The sequence below is a fragment of the Variovorax sp. YR634 genome, from assembly GCF_900106655.1.
Taxonomy (GTDB): Bacteria; Pseudomonadota; Gammaproteobacteria; order Burkholderiales; family Burkholderiaceae_C; genus Variovorax.
On the sequence record NZ_FNOL01000029.1, the window covers coordinates 1 to 16,022 of the forward strand.

Annotated in this window: 14 protein-coding genes; 9 read left to right on the top strand and 5 right to left on the bottom strand. The window is 66.9% G+C overall.

Going from position 1 to position 16,022, the window contains the following annotated elements:
- Positions 1–179: 179 nt before the first annotated feature.
- Both BLV60_RS30425 and BLV60_RS30430 read left to right on the top strand, forming a co-directional pair.
- Positions 180–3,449, top strand: coding sequence for an efflux RND transporter permease subunit (locus BLV60_RS30425; RefSeq protein ID WP_093059039.1), 3,270 nt, complete (start codon positions 180–182; stop codon positions 3,447–3,449).
- Between the two features lie 13 nt (positions 3,450–3,462).
- Positions 3,463–4,965 (top strand): efflux transporter outer membrane subunit, encoded by a 1,503-nt coding sequence (locus BLV60_RS30430; protein ID WP_093059040.1) that lies wholly within the window; start codon positions 3,463–3,465, stop codon positions 4,963–4,965.
- A 57-nt stretch (positions 4,966–5,022) separates the two neighbouring features.
- Here the strand turns inward: BLV60_RS30430 and BLV60_RS30435 are convergent, their stop codons facing one another.
- Together BLV60_RS30435 and BLV60_RS30440 are read right to left on the bottom strand one after the other, a co-directional pair.
- Positions 5,023–5,388: an SPW repeat protein gene (locus tag BLV60_RS30435; RefSeq protein WP_093059100.1), complete on the bottom strand. Its 366-nt coding sequence runs from the start codon at positions 5,386–5,388 to the stop codon at positions 5,023–5,025.
- A 78-nt stretch (positions 5,389–5,466) separates the two neighbouring features.
- The gene (locus BLV60_RS30440) at positions 5,467–6,468 is read right to left on the bottom strand and encodes a phosphotransferase enzyme family protein (protein ID WP_093059041.1); all 1,002 of its coding nucleotides are present in this window, start codon (positions 6,466–6,468) and stop codon (positions 5,467–5,469) included.
- Positions 6,469–6,549: 81 nt separating this feature from the next.
- Between BLV60_RS30440 and BLV60_RS30445 the strand changes: the two genes are divergently transcribed.
- Positions 6,550–7,347, top strand: a complete 798-nt coding sequence (locus tag BLV60_RS30445; protein WP_093059101.1) for an alpha/beta hydrolase — start codon at positions 6,550–6,552, stop codon at positions 7,345–7,347.
- 238 nt (positions 7,348–7,585) lie between these two features.
- Complete coding sequence (locus BLV60_RS30450) at positions 7,586–8,281, top strand: GntR family transcriptional regulator (protein ID WP_176929013.1); 696 nt, start codon at positions 7,586–7,588, stop codon at positions 8,279–8,281.
- Between the two features lie 10 nt (positions 8,282–8,291).
- Here BLV60_RS30450 and BLV60_RS30455 read toward each other — a convergent pair whose 3' ends face one another.
- Positions 8,292–9,161, bottom strand: a complete 870-nt coding sequence (locus BLV60_RS30455) for a MurR/RpiR family transcriptional regulator (protein WP_093059043.1) — start codon at positions 9,159–9,161, stop codon at positions 8,292–8,294.
- A gap of 136 nt (positions 9,162–9,297) precedes the next feature.
- Between BLV60_RS30455 and BLV60_RS30460 the strand changes: the two genes are divergently transcribed.
- Genes BLV60_RS30460 through BLV60_RS30470 form a run of 3 tightly spaced genes read left to right on the top strand, consistent with a single transcriptional unit; the run spans position 9,298 to position 12,267 of the window.
- Positions 9,298–10,632: an aspartate aminotransferase family protein gene (locus BLV60_RS30460; protein WP_093059044.1), complete on the top strand. Its 1,335-nt coding sequence runs from the start codon at positions 9,298–9,300 to the stop codon at positions 10,630–10,632.
- Between the two features lie 55 nt (positions 10,633–10,687).
- Positions 10,688–11,599, top strand: coding sequence for a transporter substrate-binding domain-containing protein (locus BLV60_RS30465; protein WP_093059102.1), 912 nt, complete (start codon positions 10,688–10,690; stop codon positions 11,597–11,599).
- Positions 11,600–11,622: 23 nt separating this feature from the next.
- A complete protein-coding gene (locus tag BLV60_RS30470) occupies positions 11,623–12,267 on the top strand; it encodes an aspartate/glutamate racemase family protein (protein ID WP_093059045.1) in 645 nt (214 codons plus the stop codon).
- Here BLV60_RS30470 and BLV60_RS30475 read toward each other — a convergent pair.
- Positions 12,261–13,145 carry a hypothetical protein gene (locus BLV60_RS30475; protein WP_093059046.1) on the bottom strand — a complete coding sequence of 295 codons (885 nt, stop codon included), beginning with the start codon at positions 13,143–13,145 and terminating at the stop codon, positions 12,261–12,263. The genes BLV60_RS30470 and BLV60_RS30475 overlap by 7 nt on opposite strands.
- A 148-nt stretch (positions 13,146–13,293) precedes the next feature.
- Here BLV60_RS30475 and BLV60_RS30480 point away from each other — a divergent pair, with 148 nt between their 5' ends.
- Positions 13,294–14,121, top strand: coding sequence for an undecaprenyl-diphosphate phosphatase (locus BLV60_RS30480; RefSeq protein ID WP_093059047.1), 828 nt, complete (start codon positions 13,294–13,296; stop codon positions 14,119–14,121).
- 15 nt (positions 14,122–14,136) lie between these two features.
- Here the strand turns inward: BLV60_RS30480 and BLV60_RS30485 are convergent, their stop codons facing one another.
- Positions 14,137–14,943 (bottom strand): IclR family transcriptional regulator, encoded by an 807-nt coding sequence (locus tag BLV60_RS30485; protein ID WP_093059048.1) that lies wholly within the window; start codon positions 14,941–14,943, stop codon positions 14,137–14,139.
- 113 nt (positions 14,944–15,056) lie between these two features.
- On the opposite strand from BLV60_RS30485, the gene BLV60_RS30490 reads away from it, so the two are divergent.
- Complete coding sequence (locus tag BLV60_RS30490; protein WP_093059049.1) at positions 15,057–16,016, top strand: Bug family tripartite tricarboxylate transporter substrate binding protein; 960 nt, start codon at positions 15,057–15,059, stop codon at positions 16,014–16,016.
- The last annotated feature ends 6 nt before the right edge of the window (positions 16,017–16,022 follow it).

Sequence of the window (16,022 nt, forward strand, 5' to 3'; positions counted from 1 at the left end):
GGGCTTCCGCACACCGGCTCAAGTCCTCTTCGAGGACTGCTTCAACCAGAATGTCGACATTCAACCCATCGTTGCACTTGGGATTTGAAATCGCCGCTACTTTCTTTTGGCGAAGCAAAAGAAAGTAGCTCGCCCGCCGGGGCGAGACCCGGCCTCAGCCCTCCGCAAGGAGAGCAGCGATGAATCTCTCATTACCTTTCGTCCGCCGCCCCATAGGCACAGTCCTCCTGACCATCGGAATAGCACTGGCAGGCATAGCCGCATTCTTCGTCCTCCCAGTCTCGCCACTACCCCAGGTCGACTATCCAGTCATCTCAGTACGCGCATCGATCCCGGGCGCAAGCCCTGAAACGATGGCAACCAGCGTAGCAACCCCGCTGGAGCGCCACCTAGGCACCATCGCAGGCGTCAACGAAATGACGTCCACCAGCTCGGTAGGCTCCGCCCGAGTCACCCTGCAATTCGACCTGAGCCGCAACATCGACGGCGCCGCCAGAGAAGTGCAGGCCGCCATCAACGCCAGCCGCGTCGATCTGCCCGCCACACTGAGAAGCAACCCGACCTACCGCAAGGCCAACCCCGCCGCCTCGCCGGTCATCATCCTGGCCCTCACGTCCAAGACCAAGACCCCGGGCCAGATCTACGACGCCGTCTCGAACATCGTCAGCCAGCGCCTGTCCCAGGTGGACGGCGTGGGCGACGTGGAAATCGGCGGCGGCTCGCTCCCGGCCGTGCGCATCGAACTGCTGCCGTTCGCGCTCAGCCGCTACGGCATCAGCACCGAAGACGTGCGCGCCGCCATCCAGGCCTCCAACGCCAACCGCCCCAAGGGCACGGTCCAGGGCGAGGGCCGCAAGCTGCAGATCTACACGCAGACGCCGGCCCTGCGCGCCAGCGACTACGCGCCGATGGTCATCGCCTGGCGCAACGGCGCGGCCGTGCGCCTGCAGGACGTGGCCGAGGTGGTCGATGGCGTAGAAGACACGCGCACGCTCGGCCTGTTCAACGGCGAGCCCGCGATCATCGTGCTGATCACGCGGCAGCCCTCGGCCAACATCATCGAGACCGTCGACAGCGTGCGCGCGCTGCTGCCCGAGCTGCAGGCTCAGCTGCCGCCCGACGTCACGCTGCAGGTGGCGTCGGACAGCACGAACTCCATCCGCGGCTCGCTGCGCGAGGTCGAGCTCACGCTGGTCATCTCGGTCATCCTGGTGGTGCTGGTGGTCAGCCTGTTCCTGCGCAGCGTGCGCGCGACCATCGTGCCCGCAGTGGCCACGGTGGCGGCGCTGCTGGGCACTTTTGGGGTGATGTATCTGCTGGGCTTCAGCCTGAACAACCTGAGCCTGATGGCGCTCACGGTGGCCACCGGCTTCGTGGTGGACGACGCGATCGTGGTGCTCGAAAACACCAGCCGGCACATCGAGTCGGGCATGACGCGCATGAAGGCGGCGCTGCTGGGCGCCAAGGAAGTGGGCTTCACCGTACTGTCGATCAGCGTGTCGCTGGTGGCGGTGTTCATTCCGTTGCTGTTCATGGGCGGACAGGTGGGCCGGCTGTTCCGCGAGTTCGCGGTGACGCTGTCGGCGGCGGTGATGATCTCGCTCGTCATCTCGCTGACCACCACGCCCATGATGTGCGCGTGGCTGCTCAAGCCCGGTGGCGAGCATGACAAGAGCAAGCCGCAGGGCCGCTTCGGTCGCATGGCTGCGAGTAGCTACGACTGGGTGCTCAAGCGCTACGAGACCAGCCTCGACTGGGCGCTCGACAGCAAGGCGCTGGTCATGCTGATCCTGGTGGCGGTGGTCGGGCTCAATGTGTATCTCTTCAGCGCTGCGCCCAAGGGCTTCTTCCCGCAGCAGGACAGCGGGCAGCTCAACGGCGGCCTGCGCGCGGACCAGAGCATTTCGTCGCAGGCGCTGGCCGCCAAGCTGCGGCAGGTGGTCGACATCATCCGCAAGGACGAGGCGGTCGACACCGTGGTCGGCTTCACCGGCGCGGGCCGGGCAGGGGGCGGCTTCATGTTCGTCAACCTGAAGCCGGCCAACCAGCGCAAGGACAGCGGCCTGGCCGTGATCGCGCGGCTGCGGCCACAGCTCAACGAAGTGACCGGCCTGCGCGTGTTCCTGGGCACGGTGCAGGACGTGCGCTCGGGCGGCCGCGCCAGCAATTCCACCTACCAGTACACGCTCAAGAGCGACAACCTCGCCGACCTGCGCACCTGGGCCCTGAAGCTGTCCGACGAGCTGAAGATGCAGCCGGTGCTGACCGACATCGACACCGACCAGGACGAGAACGGTGTGGAGACGGTGGCCAAGGTCGACCCCGACAGCGCGCGCCGGCTGGGCCTTACTTCCACAGCCGTCGACAACGCGCTCTACAACGCCTTTGGGCAGCGGCAGGTGGCGACCATCTACACCGAGCTGAACCAGTACCACGTGGTGATGGAGTGGGCTCCACGCTACTCGCGCAGTCCCAATGCCTTGAGCGACGTTTACGTGCCGGCCACCAAGACGACGGTGGTGGCGGGCCAGACCGTGACCACGCAGGTGGCGGCGAGCACCACGACCTCGACGAGTTCAAGTTCGTCGTCCTCGAGCACGGCCAGCAGCACCTCCGTGCCGGTGTCGGCCAACGCGGGCCTGCGCAGCGCATCGACCGGCAACGTGCTGAGCAACACGGCCACTGCGCTCGTGCCGCTGTCGGCGGTGGCGAAGTTCGAAGAGCAATCGGTCGCCACCTCGGTGAGCCACGAGGACGGCGAACTGGCGACCACCATCTCGTTCAACCTCGCCGAAGGCGCGAACCTCGGCGATGCGCGCGAGGCCATCGCCAAGGCCGAGGCCAACATCGCGATGCCCACCAACGTGCGCGGCGCCTTCGCCGGCACGGCGGCCAGCGCGCAGCAGTCGCAGGGCCAGCAGGCCATCTTGATCCTGGCCGCGCTGATCGTGATCTACATCGTGCTGGGCATCCTGTACGAGAGCCTGGTGCATCCGATCACCGTGCTGTCGACGCTGCCGTCGGCTGGCGTGGGCGCGGTGCTGGCGCTGCTGATGTTCCGCATGGAGTTCTCGATCATTGCGCTGATCGGCGTGTTCCTGCTGATCGGCATCGTGAAGAAGAATGCCATTCTGATCATCGACTTCGCACTGGAGGCCGAGCGCTCGCGCGGGCTCTCGCCGCTGGAGGCGGTGCGCGAGGCCTGCCTGCTGCGCTTCCGCCCGATCCTGATGACCACGCTGGCGGCCGCACTGGGCGCGCTGCCGCTGGCCATCGGCTTCGGGGAGGGTGCCGAGCTGCGCCGGCCGTTGGGCGTGGCCATCATCGGCGGGCTGATCGCCAGCCAGCTGCTGACCCTGCTGACGACGCCGGTCGTCTATCTGCTGCTCGACAAATTGCGCCGCCGCGGCAAGAACGAACACGAACTGAGCCGGGTCGCGCCAGCTTGAGAACAACACCGCCATGAACGCACTGCTTTCCCTTTCTTCCTTCCGCGCGAGCCGCTTCCCGCTCTCGGCGCTCGCACTGGCTGCTGTGCTCGCCGGCTGCTCCGTCGGCCCGCGCTACGAACAGCCCACCACCGCAGCTTCCGTCAACTGGAAGGAGCAGAAGACCGCCGAAGGCTGGCTGCCCGCCGCGCCTGCCGACGCGCTCGACCGCGGCGAATGGTGGAAGCTGTTCGGCGACGCCACGCTCGACGAACTGGCCGGCCGCGTGCAGGTGTCGAACCAGAACATCGCCGCGGCGGTGGCCAACTATTCGCAGGCCCAGGCGCTGGTGCGCGGCGAGCGGGCGGCGCTGTTCCCGTCGGTGTCGCTCGATGGCAGCGGCAAGCGCTCCGGCACGGTGGGCGGCAGCAGCACGTCGAGTCCGTCGAATGCCTTCTCGGCCACGCTGGGCGCCAGCTGGACGCCGGATGTGTGGGGTCGCTTGCGCGAAGCCGTGAGCAGCGCGCAGGCCAATGCCCAGGCGAGCGAGGCCGACTTGGCCGCGGCGCGCCTGTCGGCCATCGGCGACCTGGCCACCAACTACTTTTCGCTGCGCGAGGCCGACACGGAGATCGTGCTGCTCGACGAAACCATCCAGGGCTACCAGCGCGCCTTCGAGATCACGAGCAACCGCTATCAGGCCGGCATCGCCGCGCAGACAGATGTGCTGCAGGCGCAGACGCAACTCGTCAACGCCAAGGCCGAGCGCGTGGGCCTGCAGCGCACGCGCGCCACCTACGAGCACGCGATTGCCGCGTTGCTGGGCGTGGCACCAGCCGACTTCAGCCTGCCGGCCGCGCAATGGACGCCCGTGGTGCCTGGCGTGCCGCTCGGCGTGCCCTCGACGCTGCTGCAGCGCCGGCCCGACATCGCGGCCGCCGAGCGGACCGTGGCGGCGGCCAATTCGCAGATCGGCATTGCGCGCGCAGCCTACTTTCCGAACATCGGCCTCACGGCCTCGGTCGGCAGCAGCGCCAGCCGCGTGAAGGACCTGTTCAGCTCGGCCAACTCGCTGTGGTCGCTGGGCTTCTCGGTGGCGCAGGTGGTGTTCGACGCGGGCGCCATCGCGGCCAACGTCGATTCGGCCAAGGCCTCCTACGAGTCGAGCGTGGCGCGCTATCGGCAGACCGTGCTCACGGCTTTCCAGGCCGTGGAAGACCAGCTCACCGCGAGCGCGACGCTCGCCGAGCAGGAGGGCTTCCGCCGCGAGGCCTCGGCTGCGGCAGACAAGACCGAGCAGCAGTTGCTGAACCGCTATCGCGCCGCGCAGGTGAGCTACACCGACGTGGTCACCGCACAGGCCGCCGCGCTGAGCGCGCGGCGCACGCTTGTGCAGCTGCAGGTCAGTCGCCAGACCACGGCCATCGCGCTGATCCAGGCGATGGGCGGGGGCTGGCAGGCTGGGTGGATGGGCGATGGCAACAACGCCAAAGCGGACGCGGCAGCACCGCAACCCGCCGCTTCGCGCACGCAGTAAGCGGCTGATCGATATGGAGGATGGGCACTGGGCCCATCCTCAGGCCCGGCGCTCAGGTCAATGTGCCGGACGGTCGCTGATGTTGCCCAGGTAGTCCTTGTCGGTCACCAGCACCCAGAGCGCCAGCACGAGGATCACCGCGGCGACGAGCACCGCATTGACCATCGCCGTCTCGACGCCACGGAAGCCGACCACCCAGGGCGATATCGCGAGCCAGGCCGCCAGCGCGACCTCGGTCCATTCTTCCCACTGTCGGGGCACGAAGGTCGCACCGAGCGCCACCGCGCCGAGCACGATGCCGGTCGCCACCATCGTCCACATGGCGGGCGTCAGGTCCGAAAAGCCCAGGACCCAGGGCGAGACGATCAGCCAGGCGCCGGCGACGGCGTTGACGGGGTCTTGCCAATGCTTCACTTGCTTCATGGTCATTACCTCCTGTCGCGACAAGGCGCCGCGACAAGCGGTTTGACTTGCGCTGGCAGGGGAGGGTTCCGGGCCCTACTAGAGTGGCAACTCCAATGTTTCCCACTTGCGCAGCATGGTCACCTGCCGGCGGAGGTAGTCGGTCGGTATGGTCTGGGAGCCCCAGACAGGAACCCGTCCTGCGCACTCTCCCAGCAGCCAGATCTGCCGCACCGCCATGAAGCGTGCGACGGCGGCGAGGTCGGCATCGGCGACAGGCCGGGCCTCGCGATAGGCGGATATGAAGTTCCGCCACTGCCCCGTTGCCTTGTCGCTCAGTACGCCATCGGGCGTGCGCGGATGCAGGCTCCACGGATAGACCGCCAGTTCATAGGCCAGGTAGCCGGGGCCTGCCTCGTCGAAGTCGAAGAACACCGCCTCGTGCTGCTCCTGCGCACCGCGCACGATGAAGTTGTTGCTGCCGTGCGCGTCGCCGTGGCACAGCACGCGGCTGAGCTCGCCCAATGCCAGGACGTCGCTGTGCAGCCGCTGGCCCAGCCTCTCGAATTGCGGGCGCAACTCGGCGGTCATGGTCGGAGCGTGCAGCAGGCCTTGCAGGGGGCGCAGCAGCAGGTAGTCCAGGTCCAGGTGATAGCTGCTGGCCGGCCCCTGGTAGCTTTCACCAGTGATGTGCAAGGCGGCCAGTCCGTGCGCAAAGGCTCCGATGTCATCGGCCGAGTCGCCGGTGAACTCTCCGTCCAGATACTCGAACAGCATCAGCGCCCGGGAGCCCTCTGGTAGCGACACGTGGATGGCGACTTCACCGTCCGCGGTGGGCAGGCAACGGGATACGGTGCATCCGGCCTGGGCCCAATGCTGCAGCGCGGCTGATTCGAACAGCATGTTGGGGCCGCCTCGGGGCCGCTCGGCGCAGAGCCGCGCCACGGCACGTCGCCCGCTGGCAAAGCTCAGCCGATAGACTTGATTGAAGCTGCGCCGCAGGAACTCGCTCTCGACCACTTCGCCCAGGCCGTAGTGCGCCTGAACGAGCTTCGCAATGCTTGCCGCCGTCGGCGTGGATTGCGCGATTTCCAGATTCATCTGGCGTCCCTAGGGAAAAAGGGCGCGATTATGCAGGTCGGCGGCAAACGGACTCAAAGCTGTACCCCCAGGAGATCGTCGATGCGCAACATTGCCAGGTACTGGATCGCGGGCTTTCTTTTCCTGATTGCACTGGTTTCGCCAGTCCAGGCGCAGACCACGCAGAAGGTGGTCGACATTCCCACCCGGCCCGGGGTAACGCAGCGGATGCTCGTGCTGTCGCCGCCAGCGCCAAAGGCTGCCGTGATCCTGCTCGCGGGCGGGCACGGCGGGCTGCAGATCTTTCCCAATGGCTCGTTCAACTGGGGCGCCGGGAATTTTCTCGTTCGCACGCGGCAGCTGTTTGCGGACCAAGGGCTCATGGTCGCCGTCGTCGATGCTCCGTCCGACCGACTGAGTCCACCCTACCTCAGCGGTTTTCGCCAGAAGCCGGAGCATGCGGCCGACCTCAAGGCGGTCATTGCGTGGATGCGAGCGCAATCCAGGGTGCCTGTGTGGCTTGTGGGCACCAGCCGGGGTACGCAGTCCGCGGCATACGTCGCGACCGAGCTCGCGGGCCCTGAAGGGCCGGACGGCATCGTGCTGAGTTCGACCATCCTCACCGACGACCGGGGACGGCCCGTTCCGGCAATGCCGCTGGAAAAGATCCGGGTTCCCGTTCTCGTCGTCCATCACGAGCAGGATGGTTGCGCGCTCTGCGCGTTTGCCAACGTGCCCGTCCTCATGGGAAAGCTCGAGAACTCGCCGAGGAAGGCGCTGCTGAGCTTCAAGGGCGGGGAGAACTGGGGCGACTCGTGCGAGGCCATGGCGTATCACGGCTTCAACGGGCTCGATCGCGAAGTTGTCCCGCAGATCGCCGACTGGATCATTGCCAGATAGGCAGGCTGTCCGGAAGGGCTACCGGAGGCGGGTTAACGCGTACAGCTGAAGAGAAGTTTACAAAAGTTAATAAATTTGAAGTAATCATCGAAAAAGTCCCGGAATAAAATTTTTACGGAAATCGGGGATATGAAGCTTTTGTACGCGGCCGTACCATCCGCGCGACCCGCTTCCGGCGCCCCCTAGTTCCCGACTTTCGATGACCCCCCCAGACCCCTCTCGGACACGAGCGTTGTCCGTGGCCGACACGCTGCGCAATCGCATCTTCGATGGTGTGATTGCCCCTGGCTCCCATTTGATGGAGATCTCGCTCGCCAACGAGCTTGGCGTGTCGCGCACTCCTGTGCGCGGCGCCATGGCGCGGCTGGCCGACGAGGGGCTGCTGTTGTATCTGCCCAACAAGGGCTTCCAGGTGCGCCGCTTCAACGCCAAGGACGTGTTCGACGCCTTCAGCGTGCGTGCCACGCTGGAGGGCATGTGCTGCCGCCTGATCAGCGAGCGCGGTCTCGAAGGCGGAGCCCTGGCGCAACTGACGGCCATGCTCGACGAGCAGTACGAAGTGCTGCACGGCAGGGGCGAATGGACTGACGCCCGGGCCGAGTGCTGGCAGGACCTGAACCAGGCCTTTCACCGCAAGCTGCTGACACTGGCGGACAACCGCTGGCTGACCGAGGCGGTGCAGCGAGCCAGCCAGTTGCCGATCATCTTCGACAGCAAGCTGCGTCCGCACAACCGCGACGCGTCGATGCAGCTGTACCGCCACGAGCAGGCTCTGCAGGCGCTGGAAGAGCACTGCCGCATCGTCGAGGCGCTGGGCCGGCAGGAAGCCTCCGGCGCCGAAACCGCCATGCGCGACCACATCATCGCCAACCGCGACCTGCTGGTGCTTCACCTGAGCCAGCAGGCCGCCGGCCGCACCCGGGCGCTGATCTGAGCTCCTGGCCCTAGCCGCCGCGCGCCGCCGGCGGCGTGAGGTAGGCCCCCGATTCGAACAGCTGCGCCTCCGCCTGGTCGATGCGCCGGATCACCGGCTTGCCCGCGCGGCTGGCCAGCAGCTCGACCAGCGCTTCCGTCACCGCCACCCCCGCCGCGACCGACGGAAAGAACGAGGGGCTGTTGATCGTGAAAAGCAGCGTCTCGTCCGCCAGCAGCGACAGCGGCGAGGTCACGCTGTCGGTGATGGCGACGATGCGGCACCCCGCCGCCTTGGCCGCCTGCGCCACCTGCAGCGCCTCGCGCGAGTAGGGCACGAAGCTCGCCACCACCAGCGCGTCGCCCTTGGCGAAGGCTCGTTGCTGCATTTCCAGCGAGCCGCCCTGGCCATCGACAAGGTGCACGCTGGCGCGGAAGAGCCGGTACACGTAGACGAATGAAAAAGCGATCGGAAAGCACGCCCTGAACCCCGCGGCGTGCACTGCCGGGGCCTTCTCGATCAGCGCGCAGGCCTTTTGCAGCGCCTGCTCGCTCTGCTGGTGCGTGGCTTCAAGATTGCGGCGCTGCACCTCGAACATTTCGCCGGTCAGCGTCTGGTCCTTGGCGCGGCCGACGAGCTGCTTGGCGCGACCGCCGTAGGTCTCGACGGAGCCCAGGCCCATGTCGGCGGCGAAGGCCTCCTTGAGCTGCGGCCAGCCTTCGAAGCCCAGATGCTGCGCGAAACGCACGAGGGTGGCGGGCGTGCTCTGCGAGCGCGTGCCGACGTTGCGCATCGAGCCCGTGACCACCTCGTTCGGATGGTCGAGCACGTAGCGCGCCACCTGCTGCAGGGCGGGGCTCAGTTCGTTGAAACGCTGGCGGATCTGCTCTCGGGCGCCCATGGCGGTGTCTCTCTTCGGCTGTCGTTGGAACAAATGTACCGGAGGGGCGAATGGCGGCAGTTGACGGAACAAATGTTCCAAACAATAATCCGGTGGAAACGTTAGTTCCAACCCGAGAGTCCAGTTGCCAGCCCCCATGACGCACGTCTTCCACCGCCATCTTCGCCAGACCCCGCCCGTTGCCGCCGGCTCCCACGGCATGTTCATCCGCGACGCCGAAGGCCGCGAATACCTCGACGCCTCTGGCGGTGCGGCGGTGTCGTCGCTCGGCCATGCGCACCCCGAGGTGCTGGCCGCCATGCACGCGCAGATCGACAAGCTCGCCTATGCGCACACCAGCTTCTTCACGAGCGAAGTGGCCGAGCAGCTGGCCGACGAAATGATCAGCTCCGCTCCCGAGGGCATGAGCCACGTCTACCTGGTAAGCGGTGGCTCGGAAGCGGTGGAGTCGGCGCTGAAGATGGCGCGGCAGTACTTCGTCGAAATCGGACAGCCGCAGCGCACGCACTTCATCGCGCGCCGCCAGAGCTACCACGGCAACACGCTGGGCGCACTGGCCGTGGGCGGCAACGCATGGCGTCGCGAGCCCTTCGCACCCATCCTCGTGCCGGCCACGCACGTGTCGCCCTGCTACCCGTACCGCGAGCAACGCGATGACGAAAGCACCGGGCAGTACGGCCTGCGCCTGGCGGCAGAGCTCGAAGCGGCCATCCTCGCGCAGGGCGCCGATCGCGTGATCGCCTTCGTGGCAGAGACCGTTGGCGGCGCCACGGCCGGCGTGCTCACGCCGGTGCCGGGTTACTTCAAGGCGGTGCGCGCGGTGTGCGACAAATACGGCGTGCTGCTGATCCTCGACGAGGTGATGTGCGGCATGGGCCGCACCGGCTCGCTGCACGCTTGCGAGCAGGAGGGCGTGGTGCCCGACCTCATGACCGTCGCCAAGGGCCTGGGCGGCGGCTACCAGCCCGTGGGCGCTGTGCTGGCGCAGCGCCGCATCGTCGAAGCCATGTCCAGCGGCAGCGGCTTCTTCCAGCACGGCCACACCTACCTCGGCCACCCGATGGCTTGCGCTGCTGCGCTCGCGGTGCAGCGGGTGATCCGGCGCGACGGGCTGGTCGCCAAGGTGCGCGAAGACGGCATTGCCTTCGGCGCGATGCTGGCCGATGCACTGGGCGCGCACCCGCACGTGGGCGACATCCGCGGCCGCGGCTTTTTCTGGGGCATCGAGCTGGTGGCCGACCGCGCGAGCAAGACGCCCTTCGACCCGGCGCTGAAGGTCAACGCCACCGTCAAGAAGGACGCCATGGCGCGCGGCCTGCTGTGCTACCCCTTCGGCGGCACGGTGGATGGCCGGCTGGGCGACCACGTGCTGCTGGCGCCGCCCTTCATTGCCACGCGGCAAGACCTGCAGGAGATCGCCGCGCGGCTCGCGGCCTCCATCGATGCGGTCACACGCGCCGCCGCGCGCTGAGCGCTACCACTTTCCCATCCGCTTTTTCTTCAACCATCGTTCCGAGGAGCGTTCCATGCCCAAGCTTCGTCTGCCGTTTCCCTTTGGTGCCGCGCTCGCGGTGATTTTTGCGGCCTTCATGCCGCTCACGGCCGTGCAGGCCCAGGAGAGCGACACGCTCGCGAAGATCAAGGCCAGCGGCGCCATCACCTTCGGCTACCGGGAGTCGTCCTTCGGCTTCTCGTACCTCGACGGCAACCTCAAGCCCGTGGGCTACAGCATCGAGATCTGCAACCGCATCGTCGAGGCGGTGAAGACCGAGCTGAAGATGCCGGCCATCGAGATCAAGTACCAGGCCGTCACCTCGGCCAATCGCATTCCGCTGGTGCAGAACGGCACGGTCGACATCGAATGCGGCTCCACCACCAACCTGGTCGAGCGGCAGAAGCAGGTGGCGTTCTCGCCCGACATCTTTCGCTACAACGTGCGCATGCTGGTGAAGGCCGATTCGGGCATCAAGAGCATTGCCGACCTGCAGGGCAAGACGGTGGCCACCACCAGCGGCACCACCTCGTTCCGCCTGCTGCGCGAGGCCGACCGCGGCCGCAGCCTCGAAGTGAACAACCTCGCGGGCAAGGACCACAGCGACTCCTTCCTGCTGGTGGAAAGCGGCCGTGCCCAGGCCTTCGTGCTCGACGACATCCTGCTGGCCGGGCAGATCGCGAATGCGCGCAACCCGAAGGACTTCATCATCACCGGCGAGAGCCTGCGCACCGAGAACCAGTCGCTGATGTTCCGCAAGGACGACCCGGCCTTCAAGGCGCTGGTCGACCGCGTCGTGTCGGGCATGATGAAGTCGGGCGAGATGGAGAAGCTCTATGCCAAGTGGTTCATGTCGCCGATTCCGCCGAAGGGCATCAACATCAACTACCCGCTGAATGCCGAGACGAAGGAAGCGTTCGCCAATCCTTCTTCCAAAGGTATCTGAGCTTTTGAAGAGCCTCTGAATTCATGACCCGCATTGCCCTGATCCACGCGCTCTCGCACTCCGTCGCGCCCATCAACGAAGCCTTCGCGCGCGACTGGCCCGAGGCCGTGCGCATGAACCTGCTCGACGACAGCCTCTCGGCCGATCTGGCGCGCAACGGCAAGGGGCTCGACGCCGCGATGCACGAGCGCTTCCAGCGCCTGGCGCAGTACGCGGTCGATACGGGCGCGCAGGGCATTCTCTTCACCTGCTCGGCCTTCGGGCCGTGCATCGAGGCGGTGGCGCGGCGGCATGCGGGCATTCCGGTGCTCAAGCCCAACGAGGCCATGATCGACGAGGCGGCGCAAGGGCAGGGCCGGCTCGGGCTGATCGCGACCTTTGCGCCCACGCTGGCTTCGATGCCGCCAGAGTTTCCGCAAGACACGGCACTCGAGCTCGCGCTGGCCGAGGGTGCGCTAGACGCACTGAATGCCGGCGATGTGCAGCGCCACGACACCCTGATCGCTGCGCAGGCCACAGCGCTGCGCGAACGCGGCTGCACGCGCATTGCACTGGCGCAGTTCAGCATGGCCAGGGCACGCGCTGCCTGCGAGGCCGGCGGCGGCCTGCCGGTGCTGACCACGGTCGACAGCGCGGTGCGCGCGCTGCGCCGGCGCACGGCTCAGTAGCGTGAACGCGAGCCTTCGATGACCGAGAACAGCGCCGTGATCGCGATCTGGGCCGCGTCGCTGCGCCCCAGGTTGCGGGTAAGGCCAGTTTCGCGATCAGTCGCCTCCAGCCCCTGCGACAGGCGCCGGTAGATGTCCGCCGAGGGCATGCTCGCCGAGGTGCCCAGCGCGTCGCAGTAGGTGTCGGTGAGAACGCCCGCGAGCTGTTCGCTCTGCGCGTTCGACAGCTTCATCGGGTCGCCCGCGAACATGGCGGCGATGCAGTGCATCAGGTAGGCCTGTGTTTCGAGCGAGAACGACTGTTGCCGCACGTAGCATTCCACGGCCGCCCAGAAGAGCGGCTCCGAAGTGCGGCGCCAGGCCTCCAGCACCTTGCGCGCCTTGGCCACCAGGTCCGCGTGCGTGTCGCCGGGCTCGGTGGGGCGCAGCGCCAGGCCCTGCAGGGTGAGTGCGGCTTCGGAACCGGACACGCCGAGGATGAAGCTCCAGAACTTCCAGCGGGCGTACCACTTCTTGTCGTGCGCCGGGTCGAGCGGCTCGAGCAGCCAGAAATCGATGCTCTGCGCGGCATCGCCGTGCTGTTCGGCCAGGTGGCCGTCGCCGAGGTCGAGTGCCTGCATGCCCGACTGCATGCGGTCGGCCGCGATGTGGCCCTGGGCGACGATGCCGGCGCTCGAGCCCGAGCGGTCGATGTCGAGCAGCCGTTGCATCAACTGCTGCAGTTCGTGGGCCGACGCGCCGGTGGCCTCGGTCACTCGCCGCATCGAGGCGCACTGCTCGCGCTCGAGGTCCTGTGCATTCTTGCGACGGTCTTCGCCGTGGTCGTCGACGGTCGAGTTATGTTCTTCGTGCCCGTTGGCGGGCATTGGCGTTCGCATTTGGCGCAAGCTCCTTCGGACATCACACATGCCCGGTAATGCACTACTTTGTGTTAACGCACTGCATCTGAACATCACCGGAACTGGGGATCCTGAATTCCTCCTGACCGACCCATCGTGATAATGGCTGCTCTTAAAAGGAGTACGCGTGGATATTGTTTTGCTGGCCAAGGCCGCCGTCATGGGCATCGTCGAGGGGCTGACCGAATTCCTTCCGATCTCATCGACCGGCCATCTGATTCTTGCGGGCTCGCTGCTCGGCGGCTTCGGCGACAACCGGGGCAAGGTTTTCGAGATCGCCATCCAGACCGGCGCGATCTTCGCGGTGATCCTGGTCTATTGGCAGAAGATCAAATCGACCGTCGTCGCATTGCCGCGGCAACCGAAGGCACAGCGACTGGCGCTGAACATCTTCATCGGCTTTCTTCCCGCGGTGGTGCTGGGCCTGCTGTTCGGCAAGGTCATCAAGGAGCACCTGTTCATTCCGACCGTGGTGGCAAGCACCTTCATCATCGGCGGCTTCATCATCTTGTGGGCAGAGAAGCGGCCGCCGGGCTCGGTGCGTGTCGAGCACGTGGACGACCTGACGCCGTGGGATGCGCTGAAGGTCGGCCTGGTGCAGTGCTTCGCGATGATCCCGGGCACCAGCCGCAGCGGCTCGACCATCATCGGCGGCATGCTGCTGGGCCTGTCGCGCCAGGCGGCGACCGATTTCTCGTTCTTCCTTGCCATTCCGACGCTGATCGGCGCAGGGCTCTACAGCATCTACAAGGAGCGCGCGGCGCTGTCGATGGCCGACATCCCGCTGTTCGCCGTGGGGCTGGTGTTCTCGTTCATCAGCGCCTGGCTGTGCGTGCGTTGGCTGCTGAAGTTCATCAGCACCCACAACTTCATTCCGTTCGCCTGGTACCGCATTGCCTTCGGCATCCTGGTGCTGGCCACGGCGTGGACCGGCACGGTGGTCTGGGCCGATTGATCCAGCCCTGAAGCTTCAGGCTGCGGCGCCCAGCAGGGCGCTGGCGGCCCGGGCCTCCTGCCGCACCGCCGTGGCAATGGGCCCGTCGATGGCCGGATCGAAGCCCCCCGTGGCGCCCAGTGCGGTGATCACGGCGCACACCCGGCCCGCATAGTCGTACACCGGCGCCGCCACGGCGCTGATGCCGCGCAGGTAGGTGTCTTTCACGCTGGCGCAGTGCGCCAGTCGCACCTCGCGGCGCAGATGCCCGATCGGGTCTTTCGCGTCGAGCTGCGCCCGCATTTCGGGCGTGGCCTCGCCAAGTTCCTGCTCGGCCAGCGCCAGCACACGCGATTCGTCGAGCAGTCCCAGGAAGGCGCGGCCGGTGGCCGACCACAGCATCGACATCACCGAGCCGGCGCGCACGTTCACCGTCACCGGCAGGCCCGGCTCCTCGAAACGCACGATGGTCGGGCCCTTGTTGCCCATGACCGCGACGAAGCACGTCACCTCCAGCGACTCGCGCAGGCGGATCAGGCAGGGCTCGGCCGCGCGGATCGGGTCGGCCTGCCGCATTGCGGCCAGCCCGATCTGGATGGCCTCGGTGCCCAGGTAGTAGTGCTGTGAAGCGGCGTCCTGCAGCACGAGGCCCGCTTCCATCAGGCTGGCGAGGTAGCGGTGCACCTTGGCCGGGCTCTCGGCGACGTGCGTCGACAACGCCGTGAGGCTGCTGCGGCCGCCCAGGTGCGCCAGCCCCTTGAGCACGGCCATGCCGGTTTCGGCGGATTGCACGCGCTGACGGCGCTCGCGGGCAGGGGAGCTGGGTTCCGGGGATGAGGTCATGTCGCCTTCATGTTAGGTGCTCGGCCTGCATGGCCGGGTAAACCCGCGATTCTGTGATTACGCTATGCGTATGATAATTACGCAATACACAATATCCAATCCGGAGACACCCCATGAAGAAGTGCATTGCCGTCATCCTTTCGCTGGCAGCTGTTGCCAGCACAAGCGCCCAGACATTTCCCGCCAAGCCGATCCGCTGGATCGTTCCGTACGCGGCCGGCGGTGGTTCCGACTTTCTCGCGCGCACGGTCGCCCAGACGCTGTCCACCCAGGTCGCGCAGCCGGTGCTGGTGGACAACAAGCCCGGCGGCAACACCGCGCTGGCCGCCGCCGAAACCGCGCGTGCCCCGGCCGACGGCTACACCATCCTCTCGGCCGACAACGGCACGCTGGTCTTCAACCCCGCGCTCTACAAGTCGCTGAGCTACAGCCCGACGAAAGACCTCGCGCCCGTCACGCTGATGGGCAAGTTCCCGATGATCCTGGTGGTCGGCGCGAACTCGGGCTTCGCCTCGGCCAAGGACTTCATCGCCCAGGCCAGGGCCAAGCCCGGCGGCATCAACTACGCCTCGGCCGGTGCGGGCAGCCCGCACCACCTCGCGATGGAGCTGCTGAAGGTGGAGGCGAAGCTCTTCATGGTCCATGTGCCGTACCGCGGCGCGGCGCCTGCGCTGGCCGACGTGGTCGGCGGGCAACTGCCGGCCATGATGGTCGACCTGGCCGCGGGCTCCGGCTTCATCAAGGGCGGCAAGGTGCGCGCGCTGGCCGTGGCCAACCCCGCCCGCCTGCCGCAGCTGCCCGACGTGCCCACCTTCGCCGAGCTCGGCTACAAGAACGTCGAGGCTGCCGCGCTGGTCGGCGTGGTGGTGCCTTCGGCCACGCCCAGCGAGGTGGTGAACACGCTCAACCGCCAGATCGTCGCGGCCATCAACGAGCCCTCGGTGCACACGCGCATGGTCGACTTCGGCGTGGAGCCGGTGGGCAACACGCCAGCCCAGTACACCGAGCTGCTGAAGAACGAAACCGTGCGCTGGCACAAGCTGATCCGCGACCTGAAGATCACCCTCGACTGAGTCTGC